Origin of the sequence: Paenibacillus cymbidii, from assembly GCF_004764705.1 — a bacterium.
Classification (GTDB): domain Bacteria; phylum Bacillota; class Bacilli; order Paenibacillales; family NBRC-103111; genus Paenibacillus_AN; species Paenibacillus_AN cymbidii.
This window is the reverse complement of the sequence record NZ_SHLX01000003.1, coordinates 36,101-50,576: the sequence shown is the minus strand read 5'-3', so window position 1 is coordinate 50,576 and position 14,476 is coordinate 36,101. Positions and strand designations below refer to the sequence as shown.

At 58.2% G+C, this 14,476-nt stretch carries 13 protein-coding genes; 8 read left to right on the top strand and 5 right to left on the bottom strand.

Annotation, left to right across the window (positions count from 1 at the left end):
* Positions 1–179: 179 nt before the first annotated feature.
* A complete protein-coding gene (locus EXY20_RS05645) occupies positions 180–2,444 on the bottom strand; it encodes a helix-turn-helix domain-containing protein (protein WP_167859011.1) in 2,265 nt (754 codons plus the stop codon).
* Between the two features lie 239 nt (positions 2,445–2,683).
* Positions 2,684–3,724 (bottom strand): Gfo/Idh/MocA family protein, encoded by a 1,041-nt coding sequence (locus EXY20_RS05640; RefSeq protein ID WP_135548563.1) that lies wholly within the window; start codon positions 3,722–3,724, stop codon positions 2,684–2,686.
* 340 nt (positions 3,725–4,064) lie between these two features.
* Here EXY20_RS05640 and EXY20_RS05635 point away from each other — a divergent pair, with 340 nt between their 5' ends.
* The 6 genes from EXY20_RS05635 to EXY20_RS05610 all read left to right on the top strand — a co-directional run bounded on the left by EXY20_RS05635 (position 4,065) and on the right by EXY20_RS05610 (position 11,174).
* Positions 4,065–5,723 (top strand): peptide ABC transporter substrate-binding protein, encoded by a 1,659-nt coding sequence (locus EXY20_RS05635; protein WP_135548562.1) that lies wholly within the window; start codon positions 4,065–4,067, stop codon positions 5,721–5,723.
* 202 nt (positions 5,724–5,925) lie between these two features.
* On the top strand, positions 5,926–6,858 hold the full coding sequence (locus EXY20_RS05630) for an ABC transporter permease (protein WP_135548559.1): 933 nt from the start codon (positions 5,926–5,928) through the stop codon (positions 6,856–6,858).
* A 10-nt stretch (positions 6,859–6,868) separates the two neighbouring features.
* Positions 6,869–7,774, top strand: a complete 906-nt coding sequence (locus EXY20_RS05625; protein WP_135549108.1) for an ABC transporter permease — start codon at positions 6,869–6,871, stop codon at positions 7,772–7,774.
* Positions 7,775–7,802: 28 nt separating this feature from the next.
* Positions 7,803–8,885: an ABC transporter ATP-binding protein gene (locus EXY20_RS05620; protein WP_135548557.1), complete on the top strand. Its 1,083-nt coding sequence runs from the start codon at positions 7,803–7,805 to the stop codon at positions 8,883–8,885.
* Between the two features lie 52 nt (positions 8,886–8,937).
* On the top strand, positions 8,938–9,828 hold the full coding sequence (locus EXY20_RS05615; protein ID WP_328592500.1) for an ABC transporter ATP-binding protein: 891 nt from the start codon (positions 8,938–8,940) through the stop codon (positions 9,826–9,828).
* 407 nt (positions 9,829–10,235) lie between these two features.
* Positions 10,236–11,174: an AraC family transcriptional regulator gene (locus EXY20_RS05610; RefSeq protein WP_235885393.1), complete on the top strand. Its 939-nt coding sequence runs from the start codon at positions 10,236–10,238 to the stop codon at positions 11,172–11,174.
* A 113-nt stretch (positions 11,175–11,287) separates the two neighbouring features.
* Here EXY20_RS05610 and EXY20_RS05605 read toward each other — a convergent pair whose 3' ends face one another.
* Positions 11,288–11,476 (bottom strand): hypothetical protein, encoded by a 189-nt coding sequence (locus EXY20_RS05605; protein ID WP_135548551.1) that lies wholly within the window; start codon positions 11,474–11,476, stop codon positions 11,288–11,290.
* Between the two features lie 37 nt (positions 11,477–11,513).
* On the opposite strand from EXY20_RS05605, the gene EXY20_RS05600 reads away from it, so the two are divergent.
* Positions 11,514–12,065, top strand: a complete 552-nt coding sequence (locus tag EXY20_RS05600; RefSeq protein WP_135548549.1) for a GyrI-like domain-containing protein — start codon at positions 11,514–11,516, stop codon at positions 12,063–12,065.
* Between the two features lie 160 nt (positions 12,066–12,225).
* Here EXY20_RS05600 and EXY20_RS05595 read toward each other — a convergent pair whose 3' ends face one another.
* Complete coding sequence (locus EXY20_RS05595; RefSeq protein ID WP_235885374.1) at positions 12,226–12,423, bottom strand: GapA-binding peptide SR1P; 198 nt, start codon at positions 12,421–12,423, stop codon at positions 12,226–12,228.
* Between the two features lie 428 nt (positions 12,424–12,851).
* Between EXY20_RS05595 and EXY20_RS05590 the strand changes: the two genes are divergently transcribed.
* Complete coding sequence (locus EXY20_RS05590; RefSeq protein WP_135548547.1) at positions 12,852–14,042, top strand: MFS transporter; 1,191 nt, start codon at positions 12,852–12,854, stop codon at positions 14,040–14,042.
* Here EXY20_RS05590 and EXY20_RS05585 read toward each other — a convergent pair.
* The gene (locus EXY20_RS05585; RefSeq protein WP_135548545.1) at positions 13,978–14,394 is read right to left on the bottom strand and encodes a DUF2203 domain-containing protein; all 417 of its coding nucleotides are present in this window, start codon (positions 14,392–14,394) and stop codon (positions 13,978–13,980) included. The genes EXY20_RS05590 and EXY20_RS05585 overlap by 65 nt on opposite strands.
* Between the last annotated feature and the right edge of the window lie 82 nt (positions 14,395–14,476).

The following is a 14,476-nucleotide window of genomic DNA, read 5'->3' as shown; positions in this document are numbered from 1 at the left end:
CGGGACGCTTTTGCGTACAATTCTGACGACTGGCGACCGAAACGGCAATGAAACGAGCGGCTCGCCAAGGAAACACTTCTTGCAGAACATACTTCTCTTATCCCAGGCAGCGCAAAAAGCCATTCGGACGCAGTTGGCCTGCGAGCGAATGGCGGGTCGTGACTGCCACGAAGACAGCATTACGTTCTGGCGCTGGGGACGGTGCCATACACGCGCTTATACGCTCTTCGAAACACTTGTGCGCTCGTATAGCCCACTTGCTCCGCGACTTCGTTGACCGACGTTTGTGTTTCCACCAGCAGTTTTTTGGCGGTTTCCATGCGGATGCGCTCGATGTATTGCGAAATGTTTTCCCCGGCATGTTCTTTGAAGAAGCGCGACATGTATACCTCCGTCATGCCGAACCGGGAAGCGATCATATACAGGCTCAAATTCGGATTGGCAAACGAATCGCAAATGTAAGCCATCACTTGGTCCCGAAGCTGACTCGTCTGTTTCTGCTTCTTGTCGTTCATCCGTTCGGACAAAATACGCGCGACGCGCTGGATTTGTTCGAGCAGCTCTTCCGCGCGTTTCGTTTGTTCCGCCAACTTGATTTCTTCCGTCAGACAGTCGATGATCGCCGCGTCTTCGCGGACCAACTGGGAAACCAGTCTGACGTAAGTATTGCGGATGGCCGACTGGAAATAACCCGTTACTTCCCGCGACAATTTGCGCGAGAAGACATTCTCCTCCCGCAGTTCCCCGACAAGGCGTGTCACGCCGGCAATGTCGCCGATTTTCAGCAGATTGATTAATTTGTTCTCCATATCGGTCGGATAATAAAAGTAATAACGGTCCTGCTGGCCGGCATCGTACCAAACGATCCGCTCGTTCCCTCCGCTGCCGTATTGAAGCGCATCCAACGCGTCGCGAAAGGAACGATAAGCTTCCAGCAAGGACGGGCAACCGGATCCGACACTGAACGATGTCGAAATGCCATTGTTGTCCTTCAACCGGGAATGCAGACCGTTCAGCAGCCGTTCCAGCTCAGCCCGGTTGTGCGCCTGGTCTCCGGCATTCAGCGGAAACAGCACGGCCACCCGATCTTCCTCGAAATCGTGGACAAGCAGTTGGGTGCCCGCGACATCCGTCAACGTTTTCTCGAACACGACCTTGGCCGCGCTCAGCCCGAGCGACGTTTCGTCGATCGATGCATCACCGTATGAGTCGATTCTGACGATGAAAACAACATAGTCGGCAGCCGGCAAAACCAACTCGGCCCCTTCCAGCGCAAGCTGCAATTCCGCACCGTTGTTGATTCTGCCGCTGAAAACCCTTTCAATAAAAGCTGCTTTCAACAAAGGCGTTTTTTGCATCATCCCGAGCTTTAACTTTTCATTGTTGTTCAGCAGCTCCGAAATCGACCCTTGCAGCGAATCGAAGGAATACTTTCGGCCATTTTCGTTCCCAAGATTATCCTTGACAAACTCAAACAGCTTCTTGATCGGGCGGAAGTTGCGATTCGTCAGCATATAGGATACGAATACGCCGAACCCGATAACAATTAGCATGATGGCGATGATCGTCATTTTGATCGCATTTACTTTTCCCATTACGTAATCCTTGGGAATCGCCGCCACGTAAGACCACTTCGTATCCGGGGAAAATACAGAAAAAATAAGCTGGTGCCGGCTTTGCATGACCTCGTTCGACTTGCCCTTCGTCACGGCATCAAAATTGACCGTCCCGGGTATGTCACCGTAAGCAACCAACCTCGACTCCGACTCATTCAGAATGGTTACCCATCCGTCTTCGACTTTGGCGGGGCGAATCATGTTCTGCACTTCGGATTGTTTGATCAGCACCATAATCGCTCCGGAAGCACCTGAGTTGTTGATCGGAATCGTTTGCAGAAAAGCCAGTCTCGGCTCCTCCTTTCCGTTAATGCTGACGTTGACCGTGGGCAGCACTTCTTTGTAATAGGTTTTGCCGACTATGTACCGTTTCCATTGCTCGTAAGTGAGGTCCTGATACTGAAACAAAGTCCCGTAGTACAGGCCGGGATTGTCCATCACAAGATCGCTTGAAATCAGCTTGTCGCTATCATTGATGTATACAAGGATGGAATCGATAAAATTGTTGGTCAGCTTGTAATTGCGCAGCACCAGATTCAATTCGTAATCGTAGAACATATTATTGCCGCCGGCGAGCAACCGGGTGACCTTCGAATCCAGGCTGAGCAGCCTTACAATATTGTCGACTTCCGCCAAGCGTCCTTCCAGACTGGATTTGCTCTGCTCAAGCAGCGCCAAATTCGACTGTACGGCGTCCTTCTCCACAACATCGATCATTTGTCTGTACATCATGACCCCGCCGATGATCGGGATAATCAGGACCAGCAAATAGGATAACAAATACTGGATAAAGATTGATTGGTTTGATTGTTTTCTGACAGTAGACACCCTTGTCCCTCCCTTCCACATCATGATAATGCAAGCTCGTTCCGGCTACAACAGGAAGCTGCTGCGACCGCGCCAACGCCGCACGACGGACTTGCATCGACGAAACATAAACGGCCCCAGTCTACGAATCGCGTAGCCCTGGGGTGCCGCCGTCTGCGTGTTCTGTTCCCTGTTATTCGTTGCCGTCATAATAGCCGGCAGTGAAAACATGGCCTATTTCGCAATTAATGCCTCTTCCCTCACACCCGCTCCAGCTCCGTCAACTTCCCTGTGGCCAGCGAATCCGCCACCGCCTGCGAAAATGCCATGTAGCGGATGCCTTCGCGCAGCGACGGGTTGCCTTTGCGGCCTTCGCGGATCGCCTGGACGAACTCCGCCTCCGCTCGCCAAACGCCGAGACGCTCGGCCGGAATATCCACGCGTTTCTCGCCGCCTCCATCGTTCAGCAGCACAAACGCTTCCGTCGGGAAGCAAGTCAGCGTCGCGCGCGAGCCGGAGATCGTCAGCCGCTGGCTGCCGCCGGCCACGCTGCCGGTGTAGAGCGCCGTCAGCATCGCCCCCGCCGCGAACTCGCCGATGATCGTCACCGAATCGGCCAACTCCACCGCCGTGCGGCCGTCTTCGTCCGCAGGGCGCTCGTTCACCCACGTGCGCGTCAGCGCGCTCAGGCGACCGACCGTGCCGAACCAACGGTTCAGGATTTCGGCCGTGATGCCGACGTCGAGCAAATTGATGCCCTGCTTGTCGGCGCGCTGCCGCCAGTACAGCGGCGCCTGCGGATCGAGCAGAGACGCGTTCGCGTGCACCAGCTCGACATGGCGAATGTCGCCGAGCCGCCCTTCCGCCAGCAGCTCGCGCACATACGGCTCCACCGCCATATAATGCGGCGCCGGGCACAGCTGCGTTGTCAGCGGCGTGCGTTCGTCCGCTTCCAGCATCCGTTTTGCGTCCGCAAGGTCCATCGCCATCCGCGCCTGGCAGAACACATGCTTGCCCCGCTCCAGCGCGGCAAGCGTCATTTCCCGGTGCATATACGGCTGCGCGCACACAAAAACGGCGTCGATGCCATCATCGTCCAGCAGCTGCCGCCAATCGTCGTACGCCCGCTCCAGCCCGAACTCGGCCGCCGCCCGTTTCGCGCTCTCCGGCGTACGGTTCGCCGCGCCGACCAGCCGCACGCCAGGCAACTGGCGCAAATTCGGGATATGCCGATCCCGTGCGATGCCCCCCGCTCCGATAATGCCGATCCGAATCGTTTCGCCGCCTGCAAAGTCTCCCATCCTACGCGCCTCCTCGTCGATAACCCGCTATGTAATCCGGACCGCCCCCGCCGCCGATACCAGCGGCAAGCAGCAAGCGGCCTTGTGGCTTGCGTCTGCAATCGTTCCCCATTGTACCACACAATCGCGCCGTCGCGCATGCCGCGCCGCCGCCGCAAAGCGCATAGATCCGCCGTGGCCGCGACATCCTATGAAAAACTAACCTGTCCAGCATTCGCCTTTCATCCCAGCAAAACGGACTGGATGGAAGCGATGCCGCCCGATATAGTTGCAAAGGCTGAACTGCCGGTCAATATTTGCCGGTATGGCTGCACCTTAATCATCAGGAGGGGTCTTTTGCATGTTGTGGAAAAAAGGGGTGACCGCCGCGCTCGCGCTGGCCGTCATTGGCACGGCAGCCGTCGGCTGCGGCAAAGACAAAGAAGAAGGAACAACGGGCAATGCGGGCGGCAAAGCGCCGGCGCAAGAGATGAAAATCAATTACTCCGCCGAACCTCCCGTGCTCGATACTTCAAAAGCGAATTCCAACGCCGCGTTTACGTTCATTAACGCGATCGGCGAATCGTTGTACCGGCTCGATCGGGACAACAAAGCGCAGCCGGCGCTGGCCAAGGAGCTTCCGCAAATTTCCGCCGACGGCCTGACGTATACGATCGCGCTGCGCGACGGGCTCGTCTGGGCCGACGGCAGCCCGCTGACGGCGCAAGATTTTGTTTATTCGTACCAACGCACGCTTGACAAGGCGACCAAAGCTTCCTACGCGTTTTTGCTGCAATGGATCAAAGGCGGCGCGGCCGTAACCGCGGCGAAAACGCCGGACGAAGTGGCAGCGAAGCAAAAAGAGCTCGGCGTCGTCGCCAAAGACGACAAAACGCTCGTCATTACGCTCGAAAAACCGGTGCCGTTTTTTACGCAAATGTTGGCATTCTGTACGTTCTTCCCGCAGAAAAAAGACTTTATCGAGCCGCTCGGCGAAAAGAACGGCGCGGACGCAGACAAGGTGATCGGCGCCGGCCCGTTCAAGCTCGTCAGCTGGACGCACGACCAGACGATGGAATTCGTCAAAAACGACAAGTATTGGGACGCTGCCAACGTCAAGCTGGAGAAATTTACGGTCAATATCGTCAAAGACACGAACCTCGGCCTTAACCTGTACGAAACGGGCGGCGCCACCTTGACCGAAATCAAGGCGGACCAGATCAAGCTGTACGAAGGCAAGCCGGACACGACGCTGAAGCCGGAGCTGACAAGCTCCTACATCACATTCCAGGAAACGAAAGTGCCGGCGTTCAAGAACGCCAAAGTCCGTCAGGCGATCGGCCTCGCCATCGACCGCAAAGGGCTGGTCGACTCGACGCTCGCCAACGGTTCGGTCCCGTCCACCGGTTATGTGCCGGCCGGCACGCTCGACGGCAACGGCAACGACTTCCGCAAAACGGTCGGCGACACACAGGAAATGTTCAACGTGGACAAGGCGAAGCAGCTCCTGGCCGACGGCCTGAAAGAACTGAACATGCCGGCGTTGCCGAAGCTGACGATTACGAGCGACGACACGGAAACGGCCAAAAAATCGCTCGAATACATCGTTTCCCAGCTGCAAACGAACCTGAAGCTCGACGTGCAAGCCGAACCGGTGCCACACGCGCTGCGCGTCGAGAAGGAAATGTCCAAAAACTACGTGATGGTGCTGTCGTTGTGGGGCGCGGACTATAACGATCCGATGACGTTCCTCGACATGTTTACGACCGGCAGCGCGTTCAACTACGGCGACTACTCCAATGCGACGTATGACGGTCTGATCCGTTCGGCCGATACGGAGCGGGACCCGGCGAAACGGGCGCAGGAGCTGGCCGACGCCGAAAAGCTGCTGATGAAGGAAGCCGGCATCTTCCCGCTTTATTTCCGCTCGAAAGTATATTTGAAGAAACCGAATATCGACGGCGTCATCCTGCCGTCCTACGGCATGGAATTCGAGCTGCGCTGGGCCAACGTAAAATGAGAAAACCTCTATCGAGGCCATTCAGGATGAGCGACCGCGTATAAAGGCAGGTTTTATCGCCAAATAGATTTTGACATCTCCGCTTCGTCTGGAACCTCATAAATTCTATTGTGGTAAAACCGCTGCATGACCGGCCGTTCCCGAGCCTTTATCGGCGAACGGCTTTTCTTTGCTTTTATTCTCCCGCATTGGAGTGGGCTTCGTGCTGAAATATACGCTGCGGCGAACGTTCTACATGCTCGTTACGTTATGGCTGATCGCCACGCTGACGTTCCTGCTGATGAAGCTGCTGCCGGGCGACCCGTTCGGGGAAGCGTCGGCCAAGCTGAGCCCGGCGAACCGGCGCATCCTGTACGAGCAATACGGGCTCGACAAGCCGATTTGGCAGCAATACCTCAAATTTCTGAACGATCTGCTGCATGGCGATCTTGGCGTGTCGTTCCAGTTTCCGGCCCGCCGCGTGACCGAAGTGATTCGCCAGGCGTTCCCGGCATCGCTGGAGCTCGGCCTGCTCGCGCTTGCCATCGCCATCGTTGCGGGGCTGACGCTCGGACTGATCGCCGCGCTCAACCACAACCGTTTTCTCGACCGCGTCTCGATGGTCACCGCCGTGATCGGCATCTCCATCCCTTCGTTCGTGCTCGGCCCGCTGCTGTCGCTGTACATCGGCGTCAAGCTCAAGTGGCTGCCGCCCGGCTTGTGGACGGGACCTGCGCACCGCATCCTGCCGGCGATCGCGCTCTCGTTCGGCACGGTCGCCATTCTGGCGCGGCTCATGCGTACGTCGATGCTCGACGTGCTGAACAACGACTACATCAAAACGGCCAAAACCAAAGGCCTCAGCGGCTCGTCGATCGTCTGGCGCCATACGATACGCAATGCGATTTTGCCGGTGGTGACGATTCTTGGCCCGGTGTTCGTCAATGTCGTTACAGGCACGTTCGTTGTGGAAAAAATATTCGCCGTGCCGGGGCTCGGCACGCATTTCGTTTCATCGGTATCGACCAACGACTATACGATGATCGCGGGGCTGACGATTTTTTACTCGGCGATTCTGGTCGTTGTGCTGTTCCTGACCGATCTGCTGTACGGCTTGATCGATCCGCGCATCCGGCTTGGCAAAGGGAGGTCGTAACGTGTCCGCAATGGTCAACGAACCGTTCGCTCCGGCGGACAAACAAGCGGGCTGCGAAACGATCGTGCGCCCTTCCGTGACGTTCTGGCAAGCCGCGTGGCAGCGGCTGCGCCGCAACAAGCCGGCGATGGCGGGGCTTGCGATCCTGATTGTGCTGGCGCTGCTGGCGATTGCGGCCCCGCTCTTCTCGCATTACGACTACAAGACGATCAATTTGCCGATCAAAAATCAAAAGCCGACCTGGGCGCATCCGTTCGGCACCGACGATTTTGGCCGAGATTTATGGGTTCGCGTCTGGTGGGGCACGCGCATCTCGCTGTTCATCGGCATCGTTGCGGCACTGCTCGATTTGGTCATCGGCGTTATCTATGGCGGCATCTCCGCCTACAAAGACGGCAAAGTCGACGACATCATGCAGCGCGTCATCGAAATCGTTTATTCGGTCCCGTTCCTGCTGATTACGATTCTGATGATCATGTTTATCGGACCGGGCATTTCAACCATCATTATCGCCTATTCGATTACCGGCTGGGTGCCGATGGCGCGGCTTGTGCGCGGCCAGATTTTGACGCTGAAGGAGCAGGACTACGTGCTGGCGGCGCGTACGCTCGGCGCGGGTTCGGGACGGATTATTTTTCGCCATCTGGTGCCGAACGCGCTCGGCATTATTATCGTGCAGCTGACGTTTGTCGTGCCGGCGGCGATTTTCACCGAAGCGTTCCTCAGCTTCATCGGCCTCGGCATTCGGGTGCCGCTCGCATCGCTCGGCTACCTGTTGTCCGACGGCGCGACGTATATGCGGCTTTACCCGCACCGGCTCGTTTATCCGACAATCGTCTTCAGCTTGATTTTGCTCAGCTTCAATCTGCTTGGCGACGGCCTGCGCGACGCGCTCGATCCGAAAATGCGCAAATAAGCGCGCAAAAAAGCAAGGAGGCGCCACGATGGGCGAACCGATTTTGCAAGTGGACAATTTGAAGGTGTCGTTTCGGATGCACGGCGGCGAAGTGCAGTCGGTGCGCGGCGTGTCGTTTGCGGTGAACAAGGGCGAAACGCTCGCTATCGTCGGCGAGTCCGGCTGCGGCAAATCGGTGACGGCGCAGACGATCATGCGGCTGATCCCGATGCCGCCCGGCCGAATCAAGGAAGGCTCGATCGTCTTCGACGGCAAGCTGGACGTGGTCAAGCTGTCCGACAAGCAGATGGAGCGCATCCGCGGTTCGGAGATGGGGATGATTTTTCAGGATCCGATGACGTCGCTCAATCCGACGATGACGATCGGCAGCCAAATCGCCGAAGGGCTGCGCAAGCACCAGCGGATGAGCGCTTCGCAGGCGGAGGCGCGGGCAGTCGAGCTGCTGAAGCTGGTCGGCATCGCGAATCCGCAAGGCCGCGTGCGGCAATATCCGCACGAGCTGTCCGGCGGCATGCGCCAGCGGGTCATGATCGCGATCGCGCTGGCGTGCAGCCCGAAGCTGCTGATCGCCGACGAGCCGACGACCGCGCTCGACGTAACGATCCAGGCGCAAATTATCGCGCTGATGAAAGAGCTGCAGCAGCGCACGGACGCCGCGATCATCCTGATTACGCACGACCTCGGCGTCGTCGCCGATATGGCGCAGCGCGTCGTGGTGATGTACGCCGGCAAAGTCGCGGAGCAGGGCTCGCTCGAAGACATTTTCTACCGCGCGCGACACCCGTATACGTGGGGGCTGCTGCGCTCCGTGCCGCGGCTCGACAGCATGCGCAAGGAAGATTTGGCGCCGATTCCGGGCACGCCGCCCGATCTGTATGCGCCGCCGGCCGGCTGCGCGTTTGCCGCCCGCTGCCCGCATGCGATGAACGTATGCATCGACCACGATCCGCTGCATTTTCATATCGGCCCGGGCCATACGGCGGCGTGCTGGCTGAACCATGCGGACGCGCCGCAGGTGGAGGCGCCGGTGTTCGCCGCGCATGTGCAGGGAGGCGCTACGGCCGGCAGTCGCGGCCCGGTCGACGACAAGGAGGCGATGGCGCGTGGGTGAACCGATTTTGCAGGTGCGCGGGCTGAAGAAGCATTTCCCGGTCGGCGGCGGCATGCTGCGGGCTGTCGACGACTTGTCGTTCTCCATCCGCCAAGGGGAGACGCTTGGCCTCGTCGGCGAGTCCGGATGCGGCAAATCGACGGCCGGTCGGACGATCATCCGGCTGTACGAGGCGACCGGCGGTGAAGTGTTGTTCGAAGGCCGAAACGTGCATCGATTGAAGGACAAGGAACTGATGCACTTTCGCCGCAGCATGCAGATGGTGTTCCAGGACCCGTACGCGTCGCTTAATCCGCGGATGACCGTGGGCAGCATCGTCGCCGAAGGGCTCGATCTGCACGGCCTGGCGAAAGGCCGCCAGCGCAAGGAGCGCGTCGGCGAGCTGCTGCATGCGGTCGGCCTGAACGAGGAGCACGCGGGGCGGTTCCCGCACGAGTTTTCCGGCGGGCAGCGGCAGCGGATCGGCATCGCCCGGGCGCTGGCGATCGAGCCGTCGTTCATCATTGCCGACGAACCGATTTCCGCGCTCGACGTGTCCGTGCAGGCGCAGGTCGTCAACCTGCTGATGAAGCTGCAGCGCGAGCGCGGGCTGACGTACTTGTTTATCGCGCACGACCTGGCGATGGTCAAACACATCTCCGACCGCATCGGCGTGATGTATTTGGGCAAGCTCGTCGAGCTGGCCGACGCGGACCGCCTTTACAAGGAGCCGCTGCATCCGTACACGCAGTCGCTGCTGTCGGCGATTCCGATTCCCGACCCGGCGGTGGAACGGCAGCGCGAGCGCATCATCCTGCAGGGCGACGTGCCGAGCCCGCTGAGCCCGCCGTCGGGCTGCCCGTTCCGCACGCGCTGCCCGAAAGCGATGCCGCAATGCGCGGAAACGATGCCGCCGTTCAAGGAAATTGAACCGAACCACTACGCGGCTTGCCATTTGTATTGAATTTGTACTGGCTTGCGGCTCGAACACCCTCCCGCCGTCCTCTGGAACGGCGGTCGAGGGGGTTTTTGTGCGCTGAGACAAGGGGGATGGCGAAATAGGCCATGTTTTCGCTGGCTATTATACCGAAAATGGGGGGTATTGGCGAAATAGCCAGTGAAAACACTGGTTATTTCGTTAGCAAAGCCCCGCTTGGCGGCTCTCTGGGCTGAATAAGCCATGTTTTCGCTGGCTATTTTCGAAGAGTCGCGTGAAATGGCGCGAATAAGCCATTTTTTATGGCCTATTTCCCGCGGCGCCTTTATGGCGCAAAAGATTTTGGCATAAAGAAGGGAAAGGCTGGCCGGAAATGGAAATGAAATAAGCATTCCAGTCAGCCAGTGGCGGAGGGAGGGATCGGCTGCGCCGTGATGAGAACCAAAAATCCGGGCCTGGCGGAAGAGCATGCGGCGATCGTCAATCGGGCCATCGATTATATCGACGAAAACGCAACACGGGATATCGCGCTGCACGACATAGCGGCCGCCGTGGCGGTGTCGCCGTTCTATTTGCACCGCCTGTTCAAAGCGGTCGTTCAGGAAAACATCCACGCGTACTGCGTTCGCCGCAAGCTGGAGCGGGCCGTGCATATGCTGCTGTTCCGGAAATCGGCCACCCTCACGACGATCGCATTGGAGTGCGGCTTCTCTTCGCTGGCCGTTTTCTCGCGATCGTTCAAAGCCGGTTACGGCGTCAGCCCGACCGATTACGCCGGACAGCACACCTTCATTAAAAGCAAGATTTGCAAAATGGAAAACCAGCTTTGGAAAAGCTATTTTTATCGGCGCGAGTATAATGAAGGCAATACGGTCGCTTGCGAGTACACGATGCGCATGGCCATTCGCCATCTGCCGCCGGGGCGGGCCGTTTACATTCGCCATTTCGGCGACCGGCGCACCGACCGGCAAATAGCGGACTCATTCGCGCGGCTGAACGCATTGGCTTCGGGGAGGGGCTTGTGGCGAAGCGACACTGTGCTGCTCGGCATCCCGCGGTTCCCCTGGTACCTGCGGCAGCCGGACAACGGGCACTTCGACGCTTGCCTGACGCTGCGCCCCGATCCCGCGCCTCCCGCGGATTTGAGCATGTGCCGACTGCCCGGCGGCACATATGCCGTCATCCGTTTGGCCGAAGAGGAACACGTCAATCGCCGGCTTATGATGACCTGCTTGAGCAATTGGCTGCCCGGCAGCGACTACGAGTTCGATTGGCGCCCGACGTTGCTGATATCTTACAACAACCCGCTTACCGATCCGGATCGCAAAGCGTTTATCGATTTTTGCCTGCCCGTCCGCTCCAAATCGCAATGACCGCAAATCGCGAGAAAGGATCGATACCATGAACAAGGCCAGGATGCTGGAATATCGCCCCGTCTTCATGTCGGCAGACCGGCCAATGCGCAAGCGCCGATAACGCCGAATCATCATATCGACGGCTGGTCGTGGGACATGTACGTCTGGATCGACGACGCCGATGCGCTGTACAATTCCTCGACAATGGCGCTTTGATCGCCTATCCCCCGAAGGATCCGGTCGAATACGACATGAGAGAGTTCGCCATCCGCGACCTTGACGGGCATATCCTGGCATTTGCTTCTTGCCGTACCTGACATGCCGAATCCTGCTTTCCGCTGAAAGGAGTCCATTGCCATGGAACACAAGCCGTCTGGCGTTCTCGCAATCCGCCTGGCCAGGGTGGAAGCCATCACCGTCGTTGGGATGGGTTGCACCACCTCCAAAGCCGACCACAAAAAGAACGACACGATCGGCAAGTTCACCCTCTCGTTTCTCGCCCAGCGGGCCGGCGAAATCAGGTCAACCGTTTCGCGGAAGCTGTTTGGCGTCAGCATTTATCCGCAGGGCTTCACCGGCTTTGAGGAGTACGAATGGTTTTGTAGCTACGAGGTGCGCGGCACGGACGAAATCCCCGAAGGAATGGCGGCACGGACGTTCCCCGAACACGAATATGCGGACGTCACGCATAAAGGAAGCTTGCGGGCGCTGTATGACACGTACGGCTATTTTCATTCCAAATGGAGAACGCTTGCGGGCTACAATTACGCCGATCGCTACGATATCCAGCTTTATGACGCCCGTTACCGCGGGCCGCACGCCCCGAACTCCGAACTCGACATTTACTTTCCGGTGAAACGCTCCTTATGCCGCATGCCGGCGCCTGAAGCGACTTCGCAGCCCTCATAATGTTGTCTCCACTTGTTCCACCTCGCGCGCGAAAGTCCCGACGCAAAAAAAGCCGCTCCCGCCGAAGAAGCTTTCGCCTCTTCGCGAGAACGGCCGGTTGAACATTGCCGTTGCGACCCGCGCGAATGATACGCGGCTTGCCGCCCATCTGCATCCTCCGTCAGCGGCAGCCGCTCTGCTGCTGCGCCGCCCCTGCTCTGGCGACTGCGCATTCGATCGTGCCGCAATCGCCGTACAGCATCTTCACGCCATTCGTCGGGAGTGTATCGATCACGTTGCCGCAATGCTGGCAAATTACCGTTCCGAGATGCCGCTCCGACGCATGGCTCCTCATGTTCTCGATTGCCGTCTGCTCCACCTGCATTTCGCCTCCTCCGGCTGCAAGCTTGTGCTGCACCGATGCCGCACGCCCGCCGCATACATGTCGTATGATTGCTGTTAATAACTATATATTACACACTAATTCATGATTATTCAATATATATTACGCACAATTAAACGGCATATTTCTTAAATATGAGCATCATTTCGACAATCGGCAGCAAGCAAGGACGATTCCGCTCCTCCCCAACTGCTCATAATAATCCATGTTTTTCAGCACAAAAGTCCATGTTAACGGCATCCGGTTGGAGGTACGCTGGGAAGAGACAATATCTTATCGTAAGCGGAACCGTTCCTGACGATGCAAGAATGTGCATGTTGACGCTGCTGCACAAGACGATTCGACTGCCTTTTGCCTCACGAATGATTGATGACCATCGCAACAGGCGGAAGGATGCGGAACCGATGAAGCTCACCAACCGAATATACGCGGACGCCGCGCTGCAAAACATCAAAAACGTCGCCTTTTTTACATTTCTGCAAGTATTGATCGCCCGGCTGGGCGCCAGCAATTTCGAGATCGCCTTGTCGAACGTGCTGCCGCAGCTGTTCGGCGCCTTGTCGTTGGCGTTTCTGGCGCGCCAGTTCCCGATCAGCCGGCTCGTCTATTTGACCGGCGGTTATGTTCGCCAGTTTGCCTTCCTCAGTATGGCGCTATGTGTCATGCTTCCTCATGCGATTCCGTGGGTACTCACGTTCTGGGGCCTGAACGCGGCTGCCGTCATGGTGACGGAGGCGCAGAAGCCGGCCATCCTGCGCAAATGGGTCGAGCCGGGCGAGTTCCCGCGCATCTTCAGCACGAACAAACTGATCGGCATCGTCATCATGGTAGCCGGCAGCTATACGATCGGGCACGCGCTCGACATGTCCGACCGCTTCTTTCCTTACAACTATGTCGTATCGATGCTGGTCGGCTGCTTGTCCACATTCGCCGGAATGGCATTAATCGCCGGCTTGGCGCCAAACGACAAACAGCCGATCCGCTTCCGCAAAGTAACGCCGCTGCGGGAAAGCGACCGGACGATGTGGTGGATCGGGCTCAATACGGCGGGCATCAACATGGTTGCGCCGCTGTTCATTATCTATCATGTGAAGATGCTGCACCTGACCAACGCGCAAATCGGCTTGTTCGCCGTCGTGTCGGGCGCGCTGTCGGCGCTCGCCCTGCCGCTGGCCCGGCGCGGCATCGAGAAGCTCGGCCCGGGCAAAATTTACGGCGCCGCCATTCTTGGCGCCGCCGTCGTTGTGCTTCCGTATGGGTGGATCGGCAAATTCGGGCTGCTCGTCGCGCTGCAAGCCTGGATCGGCGTCTGCATCGCCGTGCAGGAGGTAGCTTCGCAGTCGATCATGATGGAGGAAGCCGGCAAACACCGCAAGGAGCTGGACTACTTCTCCGATTACCAGCTCGTCATGTGTTTGGGCAACGCTGCAGGAGCGCTTGCAGCCGGCGGTTTGCTGGCGATCATGCCTCTGTGGGCCTGCTTCTGCGTCATCGCCGCGCTGCGGCTGTTTTTTCTCGCCACGATCCGGCTCACGCTTCCCCTTCCAGCTTCCTTCTTCCGGCGAAGCCGTCGTACGGGCCATGATAGTGCGTAATGCTCGCTTCGCCTTGCTTCCAGCAGAGCAGCACTTCCTTCCCGTCCAGCAGCGCCGGGAAATCGACAAGGCCGCTGTCGATGTCCTTCAGTTCGGCCCCTTTGCGGCGAATGCTCTGCATCAGCGTGCGGGCTTCGATCTGCAGAAATTCAAGCTCGAATTCCGCGGCAAAAAAAGGATCCTCTTCCTCCGCCGCTTCCTGCACGCCGTAAACATGCTCGGCCTTCTTGTCCTGCAGATCCGTATATTTCTCTTCGAACGTCCGTTTCATCTGCTGCAGCGAGACAAGCTCGCGTTCCACAAGCGGCAACAAGGCGTTCGCTTCCTCCAGCGTAAAATACTTTTTGTTCATGGCCATCACTCCCGGCTGCGGTTAACGTGTGGCTCCATTTTACCATATTGCCGGTCATGCCTCCACTGGGCCGGACCGCCAG